The sequence below is a fragment of the Virgibacillus tibetensis genome (assembly GCF_036026595.1).
Classification (GTDB): domain Bacteria; phylum Bacillota; class Bacilli; order Bacillales; family Amphibacillaceae; genus Virgibacillus_P; species Virgibacillus_P tibetensis.
Window position 1 is genome coordinate 11,963 of the sequence record NZ_JARZFX010000007.1, and the last position, 20,450, is coordinate 32,412.

Consider the following 20,450-nt stretch of genomic DNA (forward strand, 5'->3'; position numbering starts at 1 on the left):
CTGTTTCTAATTGGTTATACTACAACTAATGTTGCTGTCATCAGAGCATGACCTTCACCACAGAATATATTGCAATAAATCGTGTATTCGCCCGGCTCTTCAGGTTTGAAGGTTGCTTCACCTTCACCCTGAAGGTTAACGCCAAATTCGTCAATCGAAATTCCGTGATGACCTTCTTCATTAATAAGTGTAATTTTAACTTCTTCGCCAGCCTTCACTGTATATACATCTTGATCTAAGTCAAAGTCTGTTGCTATGACAGTTACATTATTATCAGGGGTAGTTTCCTCAGCAGAGGCTCCTGTATCTTCTGTTTCTTCTGCAACCTCATCAGCCCCGCTTGTATCGTCAGTCTCATTTGCTGAACTATTATCACTGCCACAAGCTGCAAGAACTAAAATAAATCCTAGAAATAGTGTAGCTAATAAACTTTTTTTCATAATAATTTCCTCCTATTATCTTATAATTAACACCTTTACAATAGTAATTATAGATAATAAATGTCCATTTTTTATAGAGAATTAGTGCCAAATTAATGAACAATACAGAACATCAATCAGCACGGGCGAAAACATCAGAAATTAAAATCAACCGTTGTATTCTCTTGGTTCTCAAATTCCTTCATATACTTTATTCTTCGTTGTGCAGAAGTTTGGCTTACTTGTTCATCTGCGTGATAGGACGAACGTACAAGTGGACCGGACTCACAATGAGTAAACCCTTTATTAATTGCAATTTCTTTTAACTCAGCAAATTCATCTGGATGGTAGTACCGTTCAACTAAAAGATGTTTCTTTGTTGGCTGCAAGTATTGACCGATCGTCATGATATCAACATTATGTGCTAATAGATCATCCATTGCTTGAATAATTTCATCTTTTGTCTCACCCAATCCGACCATAATGCTGGATTTAGTAGGTGTAGTTGGAGCAATTTCCTTAACACGCTGCAACAGCTGCAGTGATCTGTCATACATTGCCCGTGCCCGTACACGCTTGGTCAAACGTCTTACGGTTTCGATATTGTGATTGAAGATATCTGGTTTGCTGTCCATTAATGTGTGTAAACTCTTGTAATCACCTTTCATATCTGAAGGTAGAATTTCAATTGTGCAGCCAGGGTTTGCTCTACGAATGGCCCGAACTGTTTCTGCAAAAACTGCAGCACCTCCATCCTCTAAATCGTCACGGGCAACTGCTGTAACTACAGCATGCTTTAACCCCATAATGGCGACGGATTCAGCAACTCTCTCAGGCTCTCCCCAATCTAACTCATTTGGAAGGCCGGTTTTTACTGCACAAAAGCGGCAACCCCGTGTACATGTATCGCCTAAAATCATGAATGTAGCAGTTTTTCGCTCACTCCAGCATTCATGAATATTGGGGCACCTCGCTTCTTCACATACGGTGTTTAAATTTTTCTCACGCATTAATTTCTTTAATCCGTTAAAGCTTTTATTTGTATTAATTTTTGTTTTCAGCCATTCAGGCTTTCTTATGTATTCCTGTTGTTTTGTCATTACCCATCAATCCCTTCTTTGATCTTTCCAGTTTGCATAGGTTGCGCGTATTTTGAACTCGCTAACTCATATACTTCTTCCCACTGGTCCGGAGTTAGTGATATAGGTTGAAGAGTTACATCTAAACCATTCTCAAATCCTTTGCGGAAAGCTGTTTTTACTTCGTCAAATGGAACTGGCCTGCCGGTTAGTTGGTTAATTGTCGATGCCTTTTGAAAAAATTCCTTGCGTTTTCTCTGTTTTATTTTTTCAGATGGGAAGATAAACAGGTCAAAGAGCATTTCATCATTAATATGAAGTGGAATTGATCCGTGCTGCAGTAAGACCCCATTCCTTCTTGTTTGGGCGTTGCCGGATATCTTCTTGTCGTCAACTGTCAACTCATAGAAAGCAGTTTTTTCAAAGCAGACAGCGGTTTCATTTTTATCTGGTTTTCCACTTGGAATAGCATAGGTTGCCTGAATACCAAGGTTTTTGTAGCCTTCTAAAATACCCCTTGATAAAACATGATAAGCTTCCCGAATGGACCTGGGTATGCCTGGATGCTGTTCGGAAATGACAATACTGTATGTTAGTTCATCATCATGAAGTACTGCGCTACCACCAGTCAAACGTCTTACAAATTGGCCGTTATGAGCTTCCAACGCTTGAAGATCAATTTTACCTTCTGTCTTTTGAAAATGGCCAACGGAAAGACTGGGGGAAGACCATCGATAAAACCGTAGTGTGGGAGGAATCCTGCCCTCCCGGTGCCAATTAAGTAATGCCTCATCCAATGCCATATTAGTAGCAGCATCATGAAATCCAGTGTCCAAAAAACCCCATTCATCTGTCATATAAACCGCTCCCTTTAAATTAGATTATAGAGTCATACAAGTACTGCAAAAACAACTTTATAGTTCATCACTGTACCATTTGAAATAGCCCAATTCTATAGATGTATATACAGCAAAACCAAACGTTACTAACAGGATTACTGGAAAAGCCCAGTCCTTTTTAGCAATTACTAAACGCCGGTAAAATGATCGATTTTTATCCCCTGTAAAGCCCTTTGATTCCATCGCGACCGCGGTTCTTTCTGCCTTTCGAATAGCACTTGCAAGTAGCGGAATAGCATAACGTTTGTATTGATGAAATCTATCCTTCCATGTTAGAGCTTGATTCACTCCGCGTATACGGTGAGCAGCGTGTATGATTGATAATTCATCCTTCATCATTGGTAAAAATCGATAGCCTGCTAGTACACCGTACGCAATTTTTGGTGGCAACTTCAGCTGTTGTATAAGACTTAAAATAAAATCAACAATATTTGTTGTGAAAATAAACAATAAAGAGAGTGATGCAACACTCATCACTCGTAGAGATAAAGCGAGAGCTGTTAAGAATGATTCTTTAGGAAATTCCATTGTAAAGACAGCAATAACTTCGTTCGGATTATTAGGTGTATCAGCGAAAACGAGTGTAGTCCAAAACATTCCGAATGCAAGTATCGAAAAAGGTATGAAATACAACATGTACTTCTTCCAATCGACTTTACCACCAAGAAAAGTAAGAGCTATAGTACAGATCATAAAAAGAAGTGGTGTTATTGGATCGAAAATAAGTGCTAGTAAAACAACAAGCAGCATGATAGTTAAGGCTTTTATACTGGGATTAAGGTCATGTAGAAACATATTGGACTTCCTTTTCATAGATTCTTTTTAATTGAATGGGTAAAGGCAATTGCAGCTGCCATTGTTCTAACTTATCAGCAGGCATACCCCATAGCTGATCAGGTGTGCAATCAGCGACGAGCTGTCCATTATCCATTACAATTACCCTAGTTGCATACTGATTAACAATCTCCATATCATGAGTAATCATTGCAATAGTCGTCCCACGATCGTACCGGTCTTGTAAAAGTTTCATTAGTTCCATATTTGAATGTGCGTCCTGTCCAAAAGTGGGCTCATCCAGTAAAAGCATATGCTGGTTATCAATAATCATGGTTGCTACACTTAATCTTCGTTTCTGACCTTGACTAAGCGAGTAGGGGTGTTCATTAGTCAATCTAATGAGCCCGCAAACTTCCAAGATTGCATTAACACTTACAGTTAATTTTTTTTCAGGAATTCCTTTAATACGCGGACTAAAAGCAACTTCATCAAAAACAGTATTTGTAATGAATTGATGCTCCGGATTTTGAAATACAAAGCCAATTTCATCCCGTAAATTAGATTCCTTCCAGTTTTTCAGTGATTTTCCCTTCACCTTAATGATTCCAGATGTCGGTTTCTGAATCCCTGCAAGTATGCGTAGTAAGGATGTTTTTCCACTGCCATTGGCACCCACTATGGCTATAAATTCTCCCTGATAGACATTTAGCGAAATATTGCGGATGATTTGCTGTTTTTTACTGAACCAGGAAATATCGGAAGCCTCTGCAAAAACTTCTGATGTTGCATAGTTATTTTGCGTATACGCTTCCCATTCTGTCGGTATCCATAAGTGGGCCTGTTTTGAAAAATCATCTAACGTAAGTGGTACAGTTGCTAACCCGTCGTCTAAATGGTTTATTAGATACTGTGTTACTTTAGGGATCCAAATACCTTCCGATTCAAGTTCATGAAACTTATCTTTAATTGCTTTTCGCAAGGATCCATCGTAAAAAACCTCTCCTCGGCTGTTCAGCAGTACACATCTCTCAGTTAATTCTGTCCAGCCATCTAATTGATGCTCAATAATTAAAAGGGCACAATTGGTTTTCTTTTTTAAACGTTGAATAGTTAGAATTAAATCTTTTGTAGCAACGGGATCCAAATTAGCGGTTGGTTCATCTAAAATGAGTAAGGATGGTTCCAACGCAAGAATACAAGCTAGTGCAAGTTTTTGCTTCTGTCCGCCAGACAAAGTAGCTATTGGAAGTTTTTTATATGGAAGCATATCTACTAGCATTAAAGATTCATCCACTTTATCCTCCATCAGTTCATTGGGAATACGTATATTCTCCAGGCCAAAAGCTACTTCATCTTCAACAGTTTGCATACAAAATTGCGTTTCAGGGTCCTGAAAAACCACCCCAACAGATTGACTTAGTTCACCAGGGTTATAGTCAGTAGTCTTTTTACCATTAATAAAAACAAGTCCATTCATCTCTCCATCCAATTCACGCGGATAAAGTCCATTTAAACAGGATGTCAATGTGCTTTTACCACAACCACTTGGTCCAAGAAGTAATATGCTCTCCCCGTGTTCCATCTCGAAGCTTATGTTCGATAGTGTGTCTTCATTGAGATGGGTTTCAAATCGTAAACTAAGCTGCTCGATTTTTAAAAAGGGTGTCATGCTGCATTCTTCTTTCTATATTCTTTTCCTAATGCGAAACTGGACAGTACACCGGTTTTAGCTAACCCATCACTTAAGGCCTTACCTAATAAACCTGCGATTAAAGCACCACTAATAACGCGTGTAATAAACATCGCTATTACATACCCAGTAGATAATGCAACGTAACCACTCATAAAATAGCCATAAATAAAACTGGTTACCGCAGAGCCGACACCTGCTGCCATTAGAACCCAGGTGGAATAATTCTTCCAGCGTGTAGCAGCAAAAGCAGCTTCGGCACCAATCCCTTGTACCATTCCGGCTACAATTAACATGGGGCCAGCAGTACTTCCGATTAATACTTCCACCATAGCTGCAATTGTTTCAGATAAGAATGCAGCACCAGGCTTTCTAATGATATAAGCTACAATAATCGAAACAATAAACCATATACCGAAAATAAGGTCATAGCCTATTGGTCCAAAAAAGCCGACGAGGACCTTTCCAACAGGGAAAAAGGCTAAATAAACTACTGCAAAAACGACAGATAATGCTGCCATTACAACAATTTCTTTGAAGCGCCAAGTACTCAAATTAATTTACTCCTTTGTGTGAAGGACTATTAGCTGATATGGAAACAGTCATAACAGTATGACTCGATCCACCCTCAACAGTTGCTTTAAAAACCTGTTCCAACCCATTGAATATTGCAACTGCCTCCCCATCCAGTCGAGTAGAATAATGGGATGGGGAGACGGTGACATGCTTTTTCATTGCATCGATCTGTTCATAAATTACATCCATATAATCACCACCACCTAAAGGGTAGAGGGAAAATTTAGAACCAGCAAATTGCTTGATATCTTTAATTTTCTCCATGTTTTGTGGATTTTCATCCTCAGCCATATATGCATCTCCTGTTGAATCACCAGGACAACCTAAAGAGTATGTTGCTTGAAATGCTACATGCTCTCCTGTGTTAGCTGCATACATAAAAATAGCTTTTGTTACATCAAAAATATGGACAAGCTTCCCACGTACTGTCGTTGTCACGTCATCTGTTTTTAAATGAACCTTGGATGTATCAACTTCTTCTAACGAATCCTTAATAATATCGACAAAATTGTCACTCATAGGGTATATAGAAAAACTAACCCCCGCAATATCACTTTTTGTACAAGCTTGTTTAATCATACAAAAATCTCCTCCTCTATAATGGCAATAAAAAAGACTGCATCCCTGGGGAATGCAGTCTGGTTGTATGCTTTGTCAATAATTAATAAACGTAAGACATATACACGTCGACCGCACTTCCCCACGCTAGTATTATCCAGTTCGGGTTCAAAGGGTCAGAACAAAACAGTTCTTCTCAGCCGTATTTACAGCTCCCCCAGTGCTAAAGTTACTATGCAGTTTTCTAAATCTATCTTAACATGTGTAAATATAATGTAAAGTCATTTATTGGATTTAACATACCTATAGCGAATATTTACTAAGGCAATAGTTAATGTTATAACAAAGCACAATACATGTGGAGGAATTACACGGAGACTCGGGGGGGAGGCGTCAAAAACGCCCAATCTGGCACGTGTACGATTCGACCGTTTTGGCATGACCGCTGCGCCTGCCTTTATTCAGCGATCGTTCCACTTATTCCAGCGTTCGGCTTACTTTATTCCGCGCTTGTTCAGCTTTATCCCGTGTTCACCCCTTTAACCGAAGTGTATTTTCTGAACGGTTAGCTATGACAGTAACTAGCTACGTCGTACTTTATATAAATAGCAACAAACTATATGAAAAGAGCCAAAAAGTAGAGGGAACAATTCACTTGCTAATTGTGTCAAAATGAGATACAATTTATATAAACTATTCAGTCAGTTTTAAATTTATCTAAAGTAGGTGTGTAGAATGGCTCCAAGAATTTCAGATGAGGCGAAGGAAGAAAGAAGAATAACTTTACTTCAAGCTGCGTTGGAGTGCTTTTCTGCAAAGGGATATTATGCATCTACTGTAGATGATATTGTAAGCTACTCGAAACTGAGCAAGGGATCCGTTTATAATTATTTTAATAGTAAAGAGGAAATCTTTATTAATCTTCTACAACAACAAAGAACGGTTGCAATGGAAAGACTGCAAATCAGACTAAATGACATTAAGAGTCCGCTGGAGAAACTAAAATACTGGATTAATACAGATATTCCATACAACCTGGATAAGAAAAAGATGATGCGTGTTCATATCGAATTTTGGTTATATTCTAAGGAATCACCGGAAATGCAAAAGGTGTTGAAAGACCGGTTTGATGTTATGTTTGGAATGACTCAGCAGATAATTGTTGATGGGCAACAAGCGGGCGAAATTAATAAAGAAATTGACCCCGAAAAAGCTTCAGAAATGTTCTGGGCATTACATGATGGTATATGGTTACACGCAACTATTGGTTACGGTGAAGAGAAGTTAGAAGAACGGATTAGAGAAATGGAAAAGACGATGCTTTCTTATTTAATTTAAACCAATATTGGCTGGGCTTATTATTATAATAGATATCACTGCATAACAATAAAAAATAAACTGACTAGTCATTTTAAAAGGAGTGTGAGAGATAATGAGGTTAAAGATGCTAAACTCAAAAGGTAAGAATTCAAAACCAACTAATTTGAAAAACAGAGATTATTATTTTCAAAAAAATGAAGAACAGTTGCAAAGAGAAAAGATCGTATTGAATTATGACTATATTCGCTCTGCAAGGTAAATAAGTAAAATTGAAAAAAACGACTTTCAAGTCGTTTTTTTAATGGAAAATCTCCTTTATAACTTCTGGCGGTGAAGAACGATCCGCTGGGCCGCTCCTGAGCGACAACGTCAACCCACCTGCGGGTGAGCGGGCGCAGTCCGTACGTCCCTAGCCGGGCACCTTGCGCTTTTGTTATTTATTCCTACTAATAACGAAGAGGCTGCACCAACATTCGTTGGAATAGCCTCTAGAATGAAGATTCACGTAAGGGAGGTAAATAGTAGCTTGAGCTGTTTACGTGGATACTAAATACTATGTATTGGATAAGCTTGCTGCTTAGACCATTGCCCGTTATATACTATTTTAATTGTTATGTTTTATTAGGAGTGAACTACTTAACAATCATTTTTTTAAAAATAAATTGTATAAAGACCATAACTCAAGGCTGTCACTTTTCGACAGCCTTGAGTTATGATTAGTTTAAATTAGTTTACATTCAGATTAAAACCAAGCTGCACCTACAATTATGAGAAGGATAAATAAAACAACAATCAAAGCAAATCCTCCGCCATAGCCTACTCCTGCAACTGGCGCACCATAGCCATATCCACCACAAGCATGCATAAAAACCCTCCTAACATTAATTAGTTAACTATTTATTTTTTTAATATCCGTATCCACCGAAAGATGCACCTACAATAATTAGTAGGATAAACAATACTACAACGAAGGCAAATCCTCCGCCATAGCCTACACCTGCTCCTGCAACAGCTCCACTCATCAATTAACACCTCCAAGATCTTTTGTTAGTAATATATGTAGACGTTACAGAATTGGGATGGTTATTATCCCATATTGCACTTAAATGGGCGATAAGAAATTCAAACTCACGTTAGTATGGGTGAAAAAACGGTTAAGACCTCTGCGGATATACAAAATCCACGTATACCCTAATGCATTTGTCATTTACGAAAGCAACTACCCTACATATAATGTCCTATGGTTCACTAGGATATGGGGGTGAAAGAATGTCAGTTGCACATTATCATGGACTATGTCAGCGGTACAAAGGCAGAGCTGTTGTAATAAAAACACGTGATGGGAGAACTCATAGAGGCATAATTCAGCATGTAGACGGTCACAGAGTATACTTGCAGCCTCTTGGTGGAAGAGGATTAGGTGGTTATGGTTACGGTGGTTATGGCTACGGTAGATTTAGACGACCTAGATTTGGTTTTGGAGCGGGTATTGTTTTAGGCTCTATCGTTACATTGGCTTTACTTCCGTTTTTCTTCATTTAAATAAATTCAAGAAATTCAAATGTAAAAACAGGCAATATTTTTGTTGTCTGTTTTTTTAGATTAGTTTAAAATGCTTTTAATTAAACTTCTTAATTTGAGCAATAATACGGGAATCCTTATTTAAAAGATCCTTAGAAGTTAAGTCATTGGCTTCCATATATTTTTTAACTATGTAATAGCCAGCACAATAGCCTGCCATTTTAGGTGCAAATCGTAATCCATATAAAATATCCTGATGGGCACGTTCGAAATTCAGAGTTTCTTTGTTTGGTAATACTAGGTTATTCCATAATTTATTCAGCTCTTTCACTGAGTAATACGTTGTCCAGTTAGCTAAAAAATCTTCCCCAACAAACTCACGCACTGCATTTTCAGCTAGCCCCTCCAATATGATGGTGTCTAATAATACATAGTCTTCTTCGTTTTTATCAAATTTGGACAAGCGGCAAACATGGTTATATTCATGGGTAAATAATGCCTTTATTTCTTTTTCTGCATTACTCTCTGAAATAAATAAAAATAGTTTATCTTTGAAGGCCAGCCCTGATTTGCCGTTAAAATCACGTTTTAATTTTTGATTACTATTATCTGCTGGAAAAATAAAAATGGGGATATTCGGGCCATCCCATTCTTTCTTCAGCAATTTTTCCTCCTTTCTTACAATATCCCATGATCCCTTTAAATCATTAACAGCCTTTTCGCCATTTTGAAAAGGACGACGATACATCCCATGACTAGTTAGGTGCTGGTGAATTTCTAAATCTGTTCCTTCATTAAAATAAGAAGTCAACTTTTTACACAATTGAGTTGGACTATCATATGATTCTAATAACCATCTATCTGTTCGAATGACACTCATATCAACACTCCTAACTGATGTATATTATTGAATAATCTATGTTAATATCATAGAACTGTTACAGAGCTGCCTTACCTGCTTCTTGAAAAAGTCCTGTATGTGGGGCAGGAACCTTCTCATATAAATTTCTTGTGAATAATATATATAGCAACAGTATACAGGGGAGGTGTAATAATTATGTTTCCTGAGAGACCTCGGCGACCAATGCCGCCATATCAGCCTGTTCCGAGGCGGCCGTTTATGGGGCCACAACCTCAACCTCAATCCAGACCAGGCCTTTTATCTCAGTTTCAAACTCCAGAAGGGCGACTGGATTTCGAGAAAATATCAGCGACTGCACAGCAAATGCACGGTATATACAATCAGGTCAGCCCACTGATTTCGAAAGCAGGCCCTTTTATAACAAGATTTATTGGCAGGTAATATCACTAACGCCATTGTTAAGCAATAGAAATGATTTCTTTAGATATGAAAGGTGTTTTCAGCTTGTAGAAGCAAACAATTCTACAAGCTGTCTGTATTTAAATAAGTGAACAACTGACATTCCCCTGGCATAGTATATTAAACTATTTAAAAAAAGGCGGGATCGTTTTGAAATATTCCTATCTAGAATGTTTAGCGCAACTTGGTGTAGGTGGTGCACATCCAGGGGGGCTACAGCTTACAAAGGAAATGTTAGAAGAGGAATTAATTGATGAATCAATGTCAATTCTCGATGTTGGTTGTGGAACTGGTCAAACATCTGCCTATATTGCAAAAACATATTCAAGCTATGTTACTTCCCTCGATAATAATGAAGTCATGGTGGATAAAGCGAAAAAGAGGTTTACATCTGCAGGTTTACCCATCGAAGTAATAAAGGGAAATGCTGAAAAGCTTCCTTTTAATGATAATCATTTTGATATGGTATTATCAGAATCTGTAGTCTCTTTTACAAATGCATCCTTAACGCTTCAAGAAATAAAAAGAGTACTAAAACCAGGGGGAATCATGCTGGCAGTTGAAATGGTGCTTAATACTTCACTTGCTAAAGAAGAAATAGACTCACTCAATAACTTCTACGGTTTTACTCAGTTACTAACTGAACCTGAATGGGATACTTGCTTTCAAAAAGCTGGTTTTAAAGAAATTAGTATAAAAAAATACACAAAGCAGATTGATGTAGACGATTTACAAAATGCTCCTGATTTTTCACTCTCTGAAGATATAGATGAGATGTATTTTGAACTACTCGAAAAACATGAATACTTAACAAAGGCGAACAAAGATATCCTGGGTTTCCGTGTCTTTAGATGTTGTTAGAGCTAGCTTTAGATGCTCTTTTGTTTACTATTTTTGATTTTAAAGGAGAGGCTAACTAGGTGATCATTAGAAAAGCAACTGCAGGGGAGACACAACAAATAGTTAACCATGCCTTGATAGTATTAGAGGAAGCAACGATGGGGCATGTGGAACCAAAAGAAGAAAAAGCACATGAAATTATTACGCCGTTTTTGGCAGCTGGCGGATATTACCTTGTTATTACAGAAAAAAATAGTATACAGGGATGGATTGGTGTAGGAAGCAGGTTTGATTATTATATTGATGAAATAGTTGGTTTTATTCCAGAAATTTATATTTTTGAAAGATATCGACGAAAAGGATTGGCAGAGAAATTATGTGAAGAGGTTTTCAAACGATTGAAAAAGGAAGGCTATAACAAAGTTCAACTAAATGTATTTGCAGGAAACAAAGTGAAATCTCTTTATCATAAATTAGGGTTTGAGGATGTTTCTACATTGATGGAAAAAAAGTTGTGGTGTAACTAATTACTATAGACTGCAGACAGGCCTTTAATAAAAAGAAACGCATATTAATAGTAAATAGAATAACGAAAATAACCGTTTCCTGTTCAGGGAAACGGTTTATTGCAATGTATAGTAGTAAATTAATCTTCAATATCGATGAACCTTCTATCTGCATGCATTTTAGGGGTGGTAATTTTTAAAATTCCATTTTTATAGGAAGCTCTTGTATCCTTTTCAGAAATGGTAAAAGAAAGCGGGATAGAACGTTCCATACTCTGAAAAGATCTGCCATTGCTACGGTATTTCCTTTGGTCATTTCTGAATTCCTCAAGTTTAGTATTCTCTACATAAATTTTTATTTGATTGCCAATGATCTCTAATTTAATCTGATCTCTTTTGTATCCTGGTAATTTTGCCTCAATGATGACATTAGACTTGGTTTCATAGACATCTACATCAAAAGTACTTTGATTGAATAAAGAATTGAAATTTTTAACTGATTCATTAAAGAAAGAATCAAGATTTTTCATAATGTCATTAAAGGGAGTCTCATCTGACTGTTTTGGTAATTTATCTTTGTTTGAACTCACTTTGCCTTCACCTCGATTTTCGTAGTACTAATAAAGTATGCTAATCGGTGAAAGAGTGCCAGAGAAAGATTTAAAATAGGCTTTTGCCCTTTATTACATGATATTTACTGTCTTTCAGGTAGGTGGGTTCTAATTCATACTACTGGTCCCAACTGCTTTAAACCAATAAAAACAAGGGCAATAAGGAAAATAGTTAAATATGGATAGTTGAAAAAAGATATCATGGAATCATTCGAAAGCTTACGAATAGAGCTCTCGGTGGCATATAGAACAAGCAGTAAAATCATTGTTACAAAAAAGGACAATAGCTTAATCATCACATCGGGACTGGCCATTGCCACCATATCTCCAAGCATTGCCCCCATCATTCCACCCATTAATCCAGCAAGCACTCCATCAAGTATGGCCAGTAATCCCAGTGGGAGGCCTGCAATAAAACCTATTACTACGCCAATCAGAATAGAATATATTGTTGATGTTACTAAATCGCCATGTAGGATTGCACCAAGGATCGTACCAAAGAGGATCCCTGCCGTCATCCCAAGCGCCATAGATACCATCATCCCATTCATCCTGGGTACCCATTTTCGATAATAGGTAATGAAGAAAATGATAGTTATCATCTGAACAAGGCCTATACTAACAATGAGGATCATAGAAAGTGTCATCGTCTCAACTCCGTTCGCTTTTAGTTTGTCCACTAGTATAGTATTCGCTTTTATTTGCAAATATGATATACCCCTGCAGGGTTTAAGAAGACCGGTTGAACATGCATATACAATGGTTTAAGAAATTCAAATTAGGAGATTGTAACAGTAGAAGGGTGGTGGATGCAGTGTTGACAGAATGGTACATCAGGTTGGGCGTAACTCTTGTTATTGTAATCGCACTCGTTTGGATACTCATTCGTTTTCGAGCAAAAAGCAATCCCCAAAAAAGTTCACTCGATATTTTGCGTGAGCGACGGGACAAAGGAGAAATTACACAAAAAGAGTTCGAGGAAGCACGAAAGAATCAACAAGGAGAATAAATTATTATGCGTAGGTAGGTTCAAATGAAACTGAAATTTTCTTATTATTATACATGCCACTGCAAATCGCAGTGGCATGATTTTCCTCGTATTTATATACTTCCCTGAATCAGAGCCCTGATCTGAGCTAAGTCCCCATTATGAAGTAAATCAACGATCTTACTTCCGACGATAACCCCATCACTGTGGCTGCCCAGCTCCTGAGCTTGTTCGATAGTTGAAACACCGAATCCTGCTAATACGGGAACGGGACTATTATCCCTCAGCATCTCTAAATAGGCCTTCACCTCTTTGTCATGAACGGCACGGACACCGGTAGTTCCTGTGACTGAAACCGCATATAAAAAGCCTTCTGATTTAGCAGCCAGTTCAATTAAACGGCTTTTTGGACTTGTCATTGCTGCAAGGCGAATAAATGCAATAGCATTTTCTTTCAGGAAATCTACAACGATGTTTTCCTCTTCTAATGGTAAGTCAGGAATAATTACACCATCAACACCGGATTTCTTGCAATCTATAGCAAACTTCTCTATTCCATACACGAATATTGGATTTAAATAGGTCATCAATATTATAGGAACAGAACGCTTTTCTCTAAAATCTTGTAGTGTGTTGAGTACGGCAGTTAGCGTCGTTCCACTTCCTAGTGCTCGCAGTCCTGCTTCTTGAATAGTTGGGCCATCTGCTACTGGATCAGAAAAGGGGATACCAAGCTCGATTGCTGAAGCACCGCATTCCTCCAGAAAATTAATGCGTTCTTCCAATATGTCCAATCCACCGTCGCCTGCCATAATATATGGAATAAATAGCTTCTCATTTGCGGCTGATTTTTCCCTGAGCCTCATCTCTAATTTTTCTTTACTCATGTCGTTGTTCCCCCCAATGCGTCCTTTACTTGCTCGACGTCTTTGTCTCCCCGTCCAGACAGGCAAATCACCAATGATTGATCTTTACTCATTTCTTTTCCGAGTTTTAGAGCATACGCTACTGCATGTGCACTCTCAAGTGCTGGTATGATTCCTTCAGATTTTGATAAGAATTGAAACGCCTCAAGTGCCTCCTGGTCTGTTATTGATGTGTATTTGACTCGAGAAGTTTCGTGCAAATGACTGTGTTCGGGTCCTACTCCCGGGTAATCCAAGCCAGCTGAGATAGAAAAGGCTTCTTCAACCTGACCGTGTGTGTCCTGTAATAAGTGGGTCATCGTACCATGTAGAACACCGACACTTCCACTCGTTAATGTAGCTGCATGCTTATTGGTGTCCAAACCCGCACCTCCAGCTTCTACACCAAACAACTGTACACTTTCGTCCTGAATAAAAGGGTAAAACATTCCCATTGCATTACTGCCACCACCAACACAGGCAATAATTGCATCGGGTAATTGACCGGTCTGATCAACTAGTTGCTCTTTTGTTTCCTCCCCTATAACAGACTGTAAATCACGAACAATTTTCGGGAAAGGATGTGGTCCAACAACAGACCCTAATATATAATGGGTATCTTTTACATGGCTAACCCAGTAACGCAATGCTTCATTTACAGCATCTTTTAATGTTCCACTGCCTTGAGAAACACTGCGCACTTCAGCGCCTAAGAGTTCCATACGAAAAACATTAAGTTTTTGGCGGCGAATATCCTCTTCACCCATAAATACAACACAATCGAGCCCTAGTAATGCGCACACAGTTGCAGTAGCAACGCCATGCTGACCAGCTCCTGTTTCAGCAACTACTTTCTTCTTGCCCATTCGAAGTGTTAACAGTGCTTGGCCAATGGTATTATTAATCTTGTGTGCCCCTGTATGATTTAAATCCTCCCGTTTCAAATAAATCTGAGGACCGCCGACTTCCTTGGTAAGATTTTCAGCGTAGTAAAGCGGCGTTTTTCGACCAACATACTGTTTTAGGTAATAATTTAGTTCTTTAGTAAAACTTGGATCCTTCATAGCTTCTTCATATACTTCTTCTAATTCCAGTAAAGCTGGCATGAGTAACTCGGGTACAAATCTCCCACCAAATGTTCCGTATCTCCCATGTACATCAGGCATTGTGTAGGTTTTCAATTGTCTCATCCTTTCTTGATTTCTTGGCAGATTCAATAAATTCTTTGATCTTTACAAGGTCTTTTTCACCGTTAACCTCTACACCACTTGAAACGTCAACTCCGGCAGGGTTAACCAATTTACTGGCCTGGTTTACGTTTTCTACTGTGAGTCCACCAGCCAAGATAATTTTTGCTGGGTCAAGTGACAGATTACGAGTTAAATGCCAATCAAATGTCGTACCATTTCCACCACGGTTAACTCCGGCTGGACTGTCCAGTAAGTAAAAATCACAAGGGTATGCTTTAATTTCTGATAAATTATCTTGTTGAACAGGGAATGCTTTAATAATTTTATAATCAAGCTGTTGCGCAATAGCAGCAGGTTCATCGCCATGTAATTGGATGTAATCCAGGCCAACCAGATTGGCGATCTCCATCATTCTTTCGACAGATTCATTTACGAAAACGCCAACGGTCTTTGACGATGCAGGTAGCGACTTGGCTATAATCGCTGCATCACTTGGGGAAATTCGACGTTTGCTTGGCGCAAAGACGAAGCCGATAAGATCAGCCCCAGCATTTGCAGCTGTCTGTGCTGCTTGTTTTGTTTTTATTCCACAAATCTTAACAAGCATACTATTCCACTCCTTTCACTGGTATTGGAATTTGCAGTTCACGAAAAGTGGCTGCCAGATCTTCAGAACGCATTAATGTTTCCCCAACTAAGATAGCGTTCGACCCTGCATTTCGAACACGCACGACGTCAGACTGTGTTTTAATGCCACTTTCACTGATAATAATTGCTTGTGGATTTGTAACCATAGATGTGAGATCTTCAGTTGTTTGAAGGTCGACATCAAATGTTTTTAAGTTTCGGTTATTAATTCCTATCAGTTCAGCGTCGAGATTAACAGCTGCCGTCATTTCTTGTGCATTATGAACCTCACAAAGGACTTCCAAATCTGCTTCAATAGCATAGTTATATAGACTCCGTAACTGCTCCTGTGTTAAAGCAGCTACGATTAATAAAATTATAGTGGCACCAGCTTCCTTTGCTTGATCAATTTGAACAGGGTCAATTATAAAATCCTTGCACAAAATAGGTAAATCTACTGCAGCGCGTACAGCCTTAAGATCTTCCATAGAACCGTTAAAAAAAACTTCATCTGTTAAAACAGAGATAGCAGCAGCTCCAAGAGCCTCGTACTGTTTTGCTTGCTTAACAGGATCAACATCCATATCAATTGCTCCCTTTGATGGGGAGGAGCGCTTAATTTCTGAAATTACACTCATCTTATTTGAAGCTGCAACTCTTTTTTTAAAAGATCTGTACTCTCTATCATCCGGTTGTTCAAACGTTTGATTTAATAAGTTTGTTACCTCTTTTTTCTTTTGGACTAAAATCTTATCTAATATGGACACTTAAATCACCTCGCTCGGAATGTTTTTACTGAATTCAATTAGCCGCTGTAATCTCTCTTTTGCTGCTCCGGAAATAATACTTTCTCTTGCCATATCGATTCCTGCCTCAATGGATTTTGCTGTACCACTTGCAAATAAACCTAACCCTGCGTTTAAAAGAACGGTGTCGAGATAAGGGCCTGTCTTTCCGCTTAGCACATCTCTCGTGATTTTTGCATTGGCTTTTGCATCCCCGCCTCGGATCTTTTCATTTGAATAAGTCGGTAAGCCTACCTCTTCTGGTAAAAACGTGAACGGGGTGAGCTTTCCTTCTTCAAGGATTATGAGGTGATTTTTGCCTGCAAGAGACGCCTCATCCATAGATCCTGCACCATTAACAACGACAGCACGGCGCCTGCCTAATTTGTGCAGTGATTCAGCCATCATTTGTAGCATATCCCGGCGATAAACACCGATTAACTGGGTATCTAATGAAATTGGATTTGTTAACGGCCCGATGGCATTAAAGATAGTCGGCAGACCTAAATCTTTTCGGACCTTTGTAAAAGGTTTCAGCGCTGCGTGAACATGTGGTGCGAATAGAAAAGCTATTTCATTTTCATGTAGCATCTCTTCTATCTGCTCTTTGGAAAATGCCAGGGAAACACCTAAATGTTCTAACACATCAGCACTGCCTGTTTTACTTGAAATACTGCGGTTACCATGTTTCGCGACTGGTATTCCTGCACCAGCAATGACAAAGGCTGCAGTAGTACTAATGTTAAAACTATAAGATTTATCGCCTCCTGTACCGCAATTATCCATTACGTTCGGCATATGACTAGTGCTAAAAGCTGACTGGGACCGAATCACTTCCACAATTCCAGCAACCTCATCTGGAGTTTCTCCTTTTGTACGAAGAGCGGTTAGGAATGCTGCTATTTCAGTTTCTGTAATAGTTTCAGTAAAACAGCACCTTGTAGCTTCTTTCATTTCTGGTACAGTCAGATTTTCATGATTGATCAGTTTTTCAAGATATTGTTTCATAAGTAGACTCCTTTCTTATTTCCTGTAAAAAGTTTTGAATGAGCTGTTTTCCGCTTGCCGTTCCGATTGATTCAGGATGGAATTGCATGCCATACAATGGGTAATAATGATGCTTAATTGCCATAATTTCATTGTCATCTAATGATGTTGCAGTAATTTCCAGCTGCTCAGGCAAGGTTTCCTTATCAATAACTAATGAATGGTAGCGCATGACCTCAAGCGGTTGCGTCATGTAGTCAAAAGGACTGGATCCATTATGAGTAATTAATGATGTTTTACCATGTTTTATAGTATCTGCAGCCACTATTTTGGCGCCCAATGCAGCAGCAATAACTTGCTGTCCTAAACATATTCCCAAGATTGGTATTTTTTTATAAAACGTTTTAACGACCTCCAGACAGATTCCTGCCTGATCAGGTATTCCCGGTCCCGGCGAGATAATAATGGCCTCGGGTTTCTTCAATTTAATTGCCTCTAGGCTTATTTGGTTATTTCTTACAACTTCCACTTGTATATTTTCCTCTGAGATATACTGGTAGATGTTATAGGTAAACGAATCGTAGTTATCAATTAATAAAATCAAAATAATTCACCTCCGTTAACGATTTAGCTTTATGCAATGTCTCTGCAAATTCCTTTTCAGGAACCGAATCATGGACGATTCCTGCCCCAGCCTGTAAGTAGGCTACTGATTCTTTAATAACAAGTGACCTGATCGTCAATGCTATATTTAAATCGTGATTAAAATTGATATAACCTATGCCACCAGCATAAACACCGCGTTTCTTTTCCTCTAAGTCATTAATAATCTGCATGGCACGTATTTTTGGTGCCCCAGAAACTGTGCCAGCTGGGAGACATGCTATAAGTGCATCTAAGCTTGTGAAATCCGATCTTAATTTTCCGTGCACTTCAGAAACAATATGCATCACATGCTGGTACTTCTCTACTTTCATATAGGTTGGAATAGTTATGCTGCCAATTTCGCAAACACGGCCAAGATCATTTCTGCTGAGGTCTACCAACATCCGGTGTTCTGCAATTTCTTTTTCATCTGCTAGGAGCTCCTTCATTAGTAATCTGTCTTCCTCCAGTGTTTTACCTCGAGCCCGTGTACCTGCAATTGGGTTTGTTACAATTTCACGGCCTGTAGTTTGGACCAGACTTTCAGGTGATGCTCCTAATACAAGATAGTCCTCAAAGTCAATGTAAAACATGTAGGGCGAAGAATTTGCCTTTCTGAGCTTACGATAGAATGAGAATGGATCTCCATCCATTTTTGCTTTCATTCTTTGTGATAAAACTACTTGAAAGATATCCCCTTGTTGAATGTGTTTTTTTGCTGTTTCTACTTTTTGTTTAAATACCTCCTCCGTCATTTCAGGTTCAAAGTTAACGTTCTTAAGTTCACTTACTGTATGATCTGCTGCCTGTGCTGTTAAAGCATTCTGCAACTGCTGTAACCGTTCATCTATTACCTCTTCCGCTACCTGTGCGGGGTTCAATACAATAATAGTAACTACCTCGTTTTTGTGGTCATAAACAATTACTTCGTTGTAGACCATAAAGTGGATATCCGGCATGTTTATTTCATCCGGCAGTGTTTCCCCAATATCTTCAAATTGACGGATAGCGTCATAGCCGATATATCCTATGGCTCCTCCATAAAAAGGAAGGGGAAGGTCTGTATTAATTCTGGGTAAGTTTTCCTTAAGATAAGCTAATGCTTCTTGATGATATGTTTCTACTGTCTCATTAATAGGATCTTTGACGGTTGTAGTGTGTCCATGTCCAATAATTTCCTGATAAGGATTTGAACCAATAAAAGAGTACTTACCTTTTCTTTCATGTTGAAAGGAGCTTTCCAGTAGAAATTTTTTGGTTCCGGTAAGCCGGTGGAAAATACCTACCGGCGTTAGCGTATCGGCGTTTAATTTAATCGATTTATACGATAATTTTTCTTTCATAAATATTCCCCTTTCTAATTTGGGACTGTACCTTTATCTACCTTTACCTGCGATTACTCGGTACAAAAGCAAGTCGTATTTCAGAGAAGCGTTTTGCGATTAACTCACTCCATCGAAAGCATTTTCTTCTTTGCATGATATAAATTGAGACACAGTTGATAGTAATGAACTTTGAAAATAAAAAAAGTCCTCTATAAACACATAAAACATGTGTTTATAGAGGACGATTGTGACCGCGGTGCCACCTCTTTTGAAAAGAAACAGGCCATTTCTTTTCATCTTCTTCAGATACGGAGGCTGCAGAAAAGCTTTGCACTTTCATCACACTCGATATCCTATCCGTATAACGGCGGAACCCGTTTTTCCCTACTAACATCCAGCTACAGCGACCACCGACTAACAGTCTTCCTTCTCCTCCTTACGATTCTAAAGGAAGGACGACTTAAGGCGAGCTTTGCGCTCAACTGATAGGGCGTGCCGTTTTTAGCCGGCCTTACCCTATCGGTCGTTTATGCTTTTGCTTTTTCAGGAAATCTCTTGTAAGTCCATTCAGCATTTATTCACGTACTGGAATCCCACCAACACCAGCTCTCTGTTACGCTGCAAACATGCCTACTCTTCTTACTCAACGATTTTATATATGAAGTTTTTTGAGAATACAAAAAGGCCCCTCATCCGAAAAGGACGAGGGACCGTGGTACCACCTTTATTAGCTGAAAAACAGCTCACTTTAGCAATATCAAGCATTTCTGCTTAATATTCGTCTCGTATAACGATGAGACATGTTCGCCAAAGCCTACTGCATAAATGGTTCGGTTTGGAAGCTCGGAAGCCCATTCATCTAAAGTCTCACACTGGTTTGC

The 20,450-nt window shown here is 38.7% G+C and carries 25 protein-coding genes, 1 pseudogene, 1 riboswitch and 2 other annotated features (1 of these 29 cut by a window edge); of the genes and pseudogenes, 7 read left to right on the forward strand and 19 right to left on the reverse strand.

The features are described 5' to 3' along the window. Window positions 1–14: 14 nt before the first annotated feature. From QGM71_RS13655 to QGM71_RS13685, 7 genes are all read right to left on the reverse strand, one after another. Complete coding sequence (locus QGM71_RS13655) at window positions 15–440, reverse strand: cupredoxin domain-containing protein (protein ID WP_327608124.1); 426 nt, start codon at window positions 438–440, stop codon at window positions 15–17. Between the two features lie 134 nt (window positions 441–574). Then, the gene (lipA, locus tag QGM71_RS13660; RefSeq protein WP_327608125.1) at window positions 575–1,519 is read right to left on the reverse strand and encodes a lipoyl synthase; all 945 of its coding nucleotides are present in this window, start codon (window positions 1,517–1,519) and stop codon (window positions 575–577) included. Further along, window positions 1,519–2,355 carry a lipoate--protein ligase family protein gene (locus QGM71_RS13665; RefSeq protein WP_327608126.1) on the reverse strand — a complete coding sequence of 279 codons (837 nt, stop codon included), beginning with the start codon at window positions 2,353–2,355 and terminating at the stop codon, window positions 1,519–1,521. Before QGM71_RS13665 ends, lipA begins: the two co-directional genes overlap by 1 nt. 57 nt (window positions 2,356–2,412) lie before the next feature. Next, on the reverse strand, window positions 2,413–3,192 hold the full coding sequence (locus QGM71_RS13670) for an energy-coupling factor transporter transmembrane component T family protein (protein WP_327608127.1): 780 nt from the start codon (window positions 3,190–3,192) through the stop codon (window positions 2,413–2,415). Then, window positions 3,179–4,843 (reverse strand): ABC transporter ATP-binding protein, encoded by a 1,665-nt coding sequence (locus QGM71_RS13675; protein ID WP_327608128.1) that lies wholly within the window; start codon window positions 4,841–4,843, stop codon window positions 3,179–3,181. Before QGM71_RS13675 ends, QGM71_RS13670 begins: the two co-directional genes overlap by 14 nt. Next, window positions 4,840–5,418: an ECF transporter S component gene (locus QGM71_RS13680; protein ID WP_327608129.1), complete on the reverse strand. Its 579-nt coding sequence runs from the start codon at window positions 5,416–5,418 to the stop codon at window positions 4,840–4,842. The genes QGM71_RS13675 and QGM71_RS13680 overlap by 4 nt, the downstream gene beginning before the upstream one ends. A 1-nt stretch (window position 5,419) precedes the next feature. Then, window positions 5,420–6,019, reverse strand: coding sequence for a YkoF family thiamine/hydroxymethylpyrimidine-binding protein (locus tag QGM71_RS13685; RefSeq protein WP_327608130.1), 600 nt, complete (start codon window positions 6,017–6,019; stop codon window positions 5,420–5,422). A gap of 101 nt (window positions 6,020–6,120) precedes the next feature. Then, window positions 6,121–6,227: riboswitch (TPP riboswitch) on the reverse strand. 506 nt (window positions 6,228–6,733) lie between these two features. On the opposite strand from QGM71_RS13685, the gene QGM71_RS13690 reads away from it, so the two are divergent. Together QGM71_RS13690 and QGM71_RS13695 are read left to right on the forward strand one after the other, a co-directional pair. After that, complete coding sequence (locus QGM71_RS13690) at window positions 6,734–7,336, forward strand: TetR/AcrR family transcriptional regulator (RefSeq protein ID WP_327608131.1); 603 nt, start codon at window positions 6,734–6,736, stop codon at window positions 7,334–7,336. Window positions 7,337–7,442: 106 nt separating this feature from the next. Then, window positions 7,443–7,577, forward strand: a complete 135-nt coding sequence (locus tag QGM71_RS13695; protein ID WP_327608132.1) for a hypothetical protein — start codon at window positions 7,443–7,445, stop codon at window positions 7,575–7,577. 483 nt (window positions 7,578–8,060) lie between these two features. Here QGM71_RS13695 and QGM71_RS21845 read toward each other — a convergent pair. Both QGM71_RS21845 and QGM71_RS13705 read right to left on the reverse strand, forming a co-directional pair. Next, a pseudogene (locus QGM71_RS21845) lies at window positions 8,061–8,135 on the reverse strand (YjcZ family sporulation protein); the annotation flags it as partial. Between the two features lie 88 nt (window positions 8,136–8,223). Then, the gene (locus tag QGM71_RS13705) at window positions 8,224–8,340 is read right to left on the reverse strand and encodes a YjcZ family sporulation protein (protein ID WP_327608134.1); all 117 of its coding nucleotides are present in this window, start codon (window positions 8,338–8,340) and stop codon (window positions 8,224–8,226) included. 247 nt (window positions 8,341–8,587) lie between these two features. Between QGM71_RS13705 and QGM71_RS13710 the strand changes: the two genes are divergently transcribed. Then, window positions 8,588–8,860: a hypothetical protein gene (locus QGM71_RS13710; RefSeq protein WP_327608135.1), complete on the forward strand. Its 273-nt coding sequence runs from the start codon at window positions 8,588–8,590 to the stop codon at window positions 8,858–8,860. A 76-nt stretch (window positions 8,861–8,936) separates the two neighbouring features. Here QGM71_RS13710 and QGM71_RS13715 read toward each other — a convergent pair whose 3' ends face one another. Then, window positions 8,937–9,719: a DUF2268 domain-containing protein gene (locus QGM71_RS13715; protein WP_327608136.1), complete on the reverse strand. Its 783-nt coding sequence runs from the start codon at window positions 9,717–9,719 to the stop codon at window positions 8,937–8,939. Between the two features lie 177 nt (window positions 9,720–9,896). On the opposite strand from QGM71_RS13715, the gene QGM71_RS13720 reads away from it, so the two are divergent. The 3 genes from QGM71_RS13720 (at window position 9,897) to QGM71_RS13730 (ending at window position 11,527) form a co-directional block, all read left to right on the forward strand. Then, window positions 9,897–10,142, forward strand: a complete 246-nt coding sequence (locus tag QGM71_RS13720) for a YppG family protein (protein ID WP_327608137.1) — start codon at window positions 9,897–9,899, stop codon at window positions 10,140–10,142. Window positions 10,143–10,310: 168 nt separating this feature from the next. Continuing rightward, window positions 10,311–11,021: a class I SAM-dependent methyltransferase gene (locus QGM71_RS13725; protein WP_327608138.1), complete on the forward strand. Its 711-nt coding sequence runs from the start codon at window positions 10,311–10,313 to the stop codon at window positions 11,019–11,021. 59 nt (window positions 11,022–11,080) lie between these two features. After that, entirely contained in the window at window positions 11,081–11,527 is a 447-nt protein-coding gene (locus QGM71_RS13730) for a GNAT family N-acetyltransferase (RefSeq protein WP_327608139.1), read from the forward strand. 119 nt (window positions 11,528–11,646) lie between these two features. Here QGM71_RS13730 and QGM71_RS13735 read toward each other — a convergent pair whose 3' ends face one another. Both QGM71_RS13735 and QGM71_RS13740 read right to left on the reverse strand, forming a co-directional pair. Then, window positions 11,647–12,096, reverse strand: a complete 450-nt coding sequence (locus tag QGM71_RS13735) for an Hsp20/alpha crystallin family protein (protein ID WP_327608140.1) — start codon at window positions 12,094–12,096, stop codon at window positions 11,647–11,649. Window positions 12,097–12,230: 134 nt separating this feature from the next. Then, window positions 12,231–12,824 carry a hypothetical protein gene (locus tag QGM71_RS13740; protein WP_327608141.1) on the reverse strand — a complete coding sequence of 198 codons (594 nt, stop codon included), beginning with the start codon at window positions 12,822–12,824 and terminating at the stop codon, window positions 12,231–12,233. Window positions 12,825–12,934: 110 nt separating this feature from the next. On the opposite strand from QGM71_RS13740, the gene QGM71_RS13745 reads away from it, so the two are divergent. Beyond that, the gene (locus tag QGM71_RS13745) at window positions 12,935–13,126 is read left to right on the forward strand and encodes an SHOCT domain-containing protein (protein WP_327608142.1); all 192 of its coding nucleotides are present in this window, start codon (window positions 12,935–12,937) and stop codon (window positions 13,124–13,126) included. Window positions 13,127–13,218: 92 nt separating this feature from the next. On the opposite strand, the gene trpA is transcribed toward QGM71_RS13745, so the two are convergent. Genes trpA through trpE form a run of 7 tightly spaced genes read right to left on the reverse strand, consistent with a single transcriptional unit; the run spans window position 13,219 to window position 19,587 of the window. After that, window positions 13,219–13,992, reverse strand: coding sequence for a tryptophan synthase subunit alpha (trpA, locus tag QGM71_RS13750; protein ID WP_327608143.1), 774 nt, complete (start codon window positions 13,990–13,992; stop codon window positions 13,219–13,221). Beyond that, the gene (gene trpB, locus QGM71_RS13755) at window positions 13,989–15,191 is read right to left on the reverse strand and encodes a tryptophan synthase subunit beta (protein WP_327608144.1); all 1,203 of its coding nucleotides are present in this window, start codon (window positions 15,189–15,191) and stop codon (window positions 13,989–13,991) included. Before trpB ends, trpA begins: the two co-directional genes overlap by 4 nt. After that, window positions 15,169–15,807, reverse strand: coding sequence for a phosphoribosylanthranilate isomerase (locus QGM71_RS13760; RefSeq protein WP_327608145.1), 639 nt, complete (start codon window positions 15,805–15,807; stop codon window positions 15,169–15,171). The genes trpB and QGM71_RS13760 overlap by 23 nt, the downstream gene beginning before the upstream one ends. A 1-nt stretch (window position 15,808) precedes the next feature. Continuing rightward, window positions 15,809–16,594 (reverse strand): indole-3-glycerol phosphate synthase TrpC, encoded by a 786-nt coding sequence (gene trpC, locus QGM71_RS13765; protein ID WP_327608146.1) that lies wholly within the window; start codon window positions 16,592–16,594, stop codon window positions 15,809–15,811. Beyond that, on the reverse strand, window positions 16,595–17,620 hold the full coding sequence (gene trpD, locus QGM71_RS13770) for an anthranilate phosphoribosyltransferase (protein ID WP_327608147.1): 1,026 nt from the start codon (window positions 17,618–17,620) through the stop codon (window positions 16,595–16,597). Continuing rightward, window positions 17,604–18,203 (reverse strand): anthranilate synthase component II, encoded by a 600-nt coding sequence (locus tag QGM71_RS13775; protein WP_327608148.1) that lies wholly within the window; start codon window positions 18,201–18,203, stop codon window positions 17,604–17,606. Before QGM71_RS13775 ends, trpD begins: the two co-directional genes overlap by 17 nt. Further along, window positions 18,187–19,587, reverse strand: a complete 1,401-nt coding sequence (gene trpE, locus QGM71_RS13780; RefSeq protein WP_327608149.1) for an anthranilate synthase component I — start codon at window positions 19,585–19,587, stop codon at window positions 18,187–18,189. The genes QGM71_RS13775 and trpE overlap by 17 nt, the downstream gene beginning before the upstream one ends. 216 nt (window positions 19,588–19,803) lie before the next feature. Continuing rightward, window positions 19,804–20,225 (reverse strand) — a binding site (T-box leader). 39 nt (window positions 20,226–20,264) lie between these two features. Continuing rightward, window positions 20,265–20,450: a binding site (T-box leader), on the reverse strand; it runs 61 nt beyond the window's last position.

Excerpts from the sequence above, each read along its gene's own strand:
- QGM71_RS13670 (WP_327608127.1), bottom strand. The coding sequence starts at position 3,192 with ATGTTTCTACATGACCTTAATCCCAGTATAAAAGCCTTAACTATCATG.
- QGM71_RS13695 (WP_327608132.1), top strand. The coding sequence starts at position 7,443 with ATGCTAAACTCAAAAGGTAAGAATTCAAAACCAACTAATTTGAAAAAC.
- trpE (WP_327608149.1), bottom strand. The coding sequence starts at position 19,587 with ATGAAAGAAAAATTATCGTATAAATCGATTAAATTAAACGCCGATACG.
- trpD (WP_327608147.1), bottom strand. The coding sequence starts at position 17,620 with ATGAAACAATATCTTGAAAAACTGATCAATCATGAAAATCTGACTGTA.
- QGM71_RS13705 (WP_327608134.1), bottom strand. The coding sequence starts at position 8,340 with ATGAGTGGAGCTGTTGCAGGAGCAGGTGTAGGCTATGGCGGAGGATTT.
- QGM71_RS13720 (WP_327608137.1), top strand. The coding sequence starts at position 9,897 with ATGTTTCCTGAGAGACCTCGGCGACCAATGCCGCCATATCAGCCTGTT.
- trpA (WP_327608143.1), bottom strand. The coding sequence starts at position 13,992 with ATGAGTAAAGAAAAATTAGAGATGAGGCTCAGGGAAAAATCAGCCGCA.
- QGM71_RS13710 (WP_327608135.1), top strand. The coding sequence starts at position 8,588 with ATGTCAGTTGCACATTATCATGGACTATGTCAGCGGTACAAAGGCAGA.
- QGM71_RS13675 (WP_327608128.1), bottom strand. The coding sequence starts at position 4,843 with ATGACACCCTTTTTAAAAATCGAGCAGCTTAGTTTACGATTTGAAACC.
- QGM71_RS13715 (WP_327608136.1), bottom strand. The coding sequence starts at position 9,719 with ATGAGTGTCATTCGAACAGATAGATGGTTATTAGAATCATATGATAGT.
- QGM71_RS13665 (WP_327608126.1), bottom strand. The coding sequence starts at position 2,355 with ATGACAGATGAATGGGGTTTTTTGGACACTGGATTTCATGATGCTGCT.
- QGM71_RS13685 (WP_327608130.1), bottom strand. The coding sequence starts at position 6,019 with ATGATTAAACAAGCTTGTACAAAAAGTGATATTGCGGGGGTTAGTTTT.
- QGM71_RS13655 (WP_327608124.1), bottom strand. The coding sequence starts at position 440 with ATGAAAAAAAGTTTATTAGCTACACTATTTCTAGGATTTATTTTAGTT.
- QGM71_RS13690 (WP_327608131.1), top strand. The coding sequence starts at position 6,734 with ATGGCTCCAAGAATTTCAGATGAGGCGAAGGAAGAAAGAAGAATAACT.
- lipA (WP_327608125.1), bottom strand. The coding sequence starts at position 1,519 with ATGACAAAACAACAGGAATACATAAGAAAGCCTGAATGGCTGAAAACA.
- QGM71_RS13760 (WP_327608145.1), bottom strand. The coding sequence starts at position 15,807 with ATGCTTGTTAAGATTTGTGGAATAAAAACAAAACAAGCAGCACAGACA.